The organism is Cellulomonas avistercoris, from assembly GCF_014836445.1.
Classification (GTDB): domain Bacteria; phylum Actinomycetota; class Actinomycetes; order Actinomycetales; family Cellulomonadaceae; genus Cellulomonas; species Cellulomonas avistercoris.
In genome coordinates this window covers 137,195-140,111 of sequence record NZ_JACSQV010000014.1, presented here as the reverse complement: position 1 = coordinate 140,111, position 2,917 = coordinate 137,195, and the positions used below count along the sequence as shown (strand labels likewise).

Here is a 2,917-nt window from a genome sequence, read left to right as displayed (position 1 = left end):
GTCCAGGCCCGCCGCTCCTTCGGGTCCCGGCGTGCCGACCGGGCGACCGGGCGGCCGGCGGCGGCGGCACGTCGCACGCGTCGTGGGGCTGCTGGTCGTGCTCGCGCTGGTCGCGTGGCCGGTCGGCCTGCTCGTCTGGGCCAACGGGCTGCTGCGCCACGTCCCCGCCCTGTCCAGCGCTCCGGGGACCCCGGGCACGACGTACCTGCTGGCCGGTTCCGACGCCCGCGGCGACGACGGCGGGATCGGCGAGGACGGGACCGAGGGGCAGCGCACCGACACGATCCTGCTGCTGCACGTCCCGCAGGACGGCCCGACCGCGATGATCTCGCTGCCGCGGGACACGTACGTCGACGTCCCGGGGTACGGCCCGGCGAAGCTGAACTCCGCGTTCGCGTGGGGCGGTGCGCCGCTGCTGGTGCAGACGGTCGAGGGCCTCACGGGGCTCACGATCGACCACTACGCCGAGATCGGCATGGGCGGCGTCGCGCACCTGGTCGACGCCGTCGGCGGCGTGAACCTCTGCTACGACGGTGACGTCGACGACCCGGACTCCGGCATGGTGTGGAGCGCGGGCTGCCACGACGTCGACGGGACGGCCGCGCTCGCGTTCGCGCGCATGCGCAAGGCGGACCCGCTGGGCGACGTGGGCCGCGCGCTGCGCCAGCGTCAGCTGATCGGTGCCGTGATGGGCAAGGTCAGCCCGCGCTCGCTCGCGCTCGACCCCGGTGCGCAGGTTGCCCTGGTCGAGGCGGGCACGGGCGCCCTGACGTTCGACGAGAAGGCCGATGTGCTCGACGTCGCACGGCTCGCCCTCGCGTTCCGCGACGCGAACGGGGAGAAGGGCATCACCGGGACGCCGCCGATCGCCAGCATGGACTACCGCCCGGGCGGCATCGGGTCCACCGTGCTGCTCGACCCCGACCTCACGCCCGGCTTCTTCACGGCCGTCCGCGACGGCTCGCTGCCGCCCGGGCCCGTGGGCGGGGCGCCCGGCTCGTAGTCCGGACGGCCGGGCGACGGATCAGGCCGAGAACCCGATGGATGGACGCGCCGCCCGGGCGCGCAGCCGCTCACCCTTGAGGTCCGCCTGGGCCCGCAGACCGTCCTGGAACCGGGACATCTCCTCGCGCAGACGCGCCGCGTCGGGACCCGCGCCGGACGCGAGGATGCGGACGGCCAGCAGCCCGGCGTTGCGCGCACCACCCACCGAGACCGTGGCCACGGGCACGCCTGCGGGCATCTGGACGATGGACAGCAGGGAGTCCATCCCGTCGAGGTGGGCCAGCGGCACCGGGACGCCGATCACCGGCAGCGGCGTGACCGCCGCGAGCATGCCCGGCAGGTGCGCCGCTCCCCCGGCACCCGCGACGATCACCCGCAGCCCGCGCTCGGCCGCGTCGCGCCCGTAGGCGACCATCTTGTCGGGCTGCCGGTGCGCCGAGACGACGTCGACCTCGGCGGCGACGCCGAACTCCGCCAGTGCCTCCGCCGCCGCCTGCATCACGGGCCAGTCGGAGTCCGACCCCATGACGACGCCGACCAGGGGTGCCTCGCTCATCTCGTGCCTCCGTCGTCGGTGCTCTCGGTGGTCTCGTTGCTGACCGTGCTCTCGCCGCGCAGCCGTGCGACCGCCGCGCGCGCTCGCGCACGGACGTCCTCGAGGTCGTCGCCGGACACGTTGACGTGCCCCAGCTTGCGCCCCGGACGCACGGCCTTGCCGTACAGGTGGACCTTGACCCCGGGATCGGCACCGAGCACGTCGCCCAGCGCGTCGGTCGGGTCGTCGAGCGCGCTGCCGAGGAGGTTGACCATGACGGTCCACCGCGCGACGGGTGCGACGTCGCCCAGCGGGAGGTCGAGCACCGCGCGCAGGTGCTGCTCGAACTGGCTGGTCACCGCCCCGTCGATCGTCCAGTGCCCCGAGTTGTGGGGTCGCATGGCGAGCTCGTTGACGAGCACGCGGGGCGCGCCGCCGTCGGGGCCCGGCACCTCGAAGAGCTCGACGGCCAGCACCCCGGTCACGTCCAGACCCTCCGCGACCGTCAGGGCGATCCGCTCGGCCTGTGCTGCGGTCTGCGGGTGCAGGTCCGGCGCGGGCGCGACGACCTCGGCACACACGCCGTCGCGCTGCACCGACTCGACGACGGGCCACACGGCGCAACGGCCCGACGGGGTGCGCGCGACCAGGACCGCGAGCTCGCGGCGGAACGGGACGAGCTCCTCGGCCAGCAGCGCGGGCCCGGTGCCGTCGGCGGCGGCCGCGCACCACGCGAGCACGTCGTCGGGCAGCGGTCCCGCGCCGACGACGCGCACGCCCTTGCCGTCGTACCCGCCCCGGGTCGTCTTGACGACCGCCCGGCCGCCGTCGACGGCGCGGAAGCGCTCGAGGTCGCCGAGGTCGCCGACCGGCGACCACCGCGGGCACGGCACACCCAGATCGGTGAGGCGCCGTCGCATCACCGACTTGTCCTGCGCGTGCAGCAGCGCCGCCGCCCCCGGGTGCACCGGCACGCCGCGGGCCGCGACCGCCTCCAGGACGGGCGTCGGGACGTGCTCGTGCTCGAAGGTGAGCACGTCGGCGCCCTCGACGAGCGCGAGGACCGCCCCCACGTCCGAGGCAGCACCGACGGGTGCGTCGGCGACGGCCTGGGCCGCCGAGGCGCCCGGAGCCTCGACCAGGACGCGCAGGTGGAGCCCCAGGGCGGTCGCGGGGCCCGCCATCATGCGGGCGAGCTGCCCGCCGCCGACGACGGCCACGGTCGGAGGTGTCACGGGCGTCGAGAGTAGCCGCTCCCGCGCGGGCGTCCGCGACCGTCCCGCGTCACGGGACCGAGGCCTGGATCAGGCGCCCCTCACCGCTGACCGTCAGCACGCCGTCGGCCCCCCGCCCGCACCCCCCCCGGCCCCCCCCCCC

Annotated in this window: 3 protein-coding genes; 1 reads left to right on the top strand and 2 read right to left on the bottom strand. The window is 76.0% G+C overall.

What is annotated here, in order from left to right:
• Positions 1–1,003, top strand: a 1,003-nt coding sequence (locus H9657_RS15680; protein ID WP_318241542.1) for an LCP family protein, incomplete at its 5' end; no start/stop codon positions are given.
• A 21-nt stretch (positions 1,004–1,024) separates the two neighbouring features.
• On the opposite strand, the gene purE is transcribed toward H9657_RS15680, so the two are convergent.
• Positions 1,025–1,561 carry a 5-(carboxyamino)imidazole ribonucleotide mutase gene (gene purE / locus H9657_RS15675; protein WP_191784348.1) on the bottom strand — a complete coding sequence of 179 codons (537 nt, stop codon included), beginning with the start codon at positions 1,559–1,561 and terminating at the stop codon, positions 1,025–1,027.
• A complete protein-coding gene (locus H9657_RS15670; protein WP_191784347.1) occupies positions 1,558–2,775 on the bottom strand; it encodes a 5-(carboxyamino)imidazole ribonucleotide synthase in 1,218 nt (405 codons plus the stop codon). Before H9657_RS15670 ends, purE begins: the two co-directional genes overlap by 4 nt.
• Positions 2,776–2,917: the final 142 nt, after the last annotated feature.

Excerpts from the sequence above, each read along its gene's own strand:
- purE (WP_191784348.1), bottom strand. The coding sequence starts at position 1,561 with ATGAGCGAGGCACCCCTGGTCGGCGTCGTCATGGGGTCGGACTCCGAC.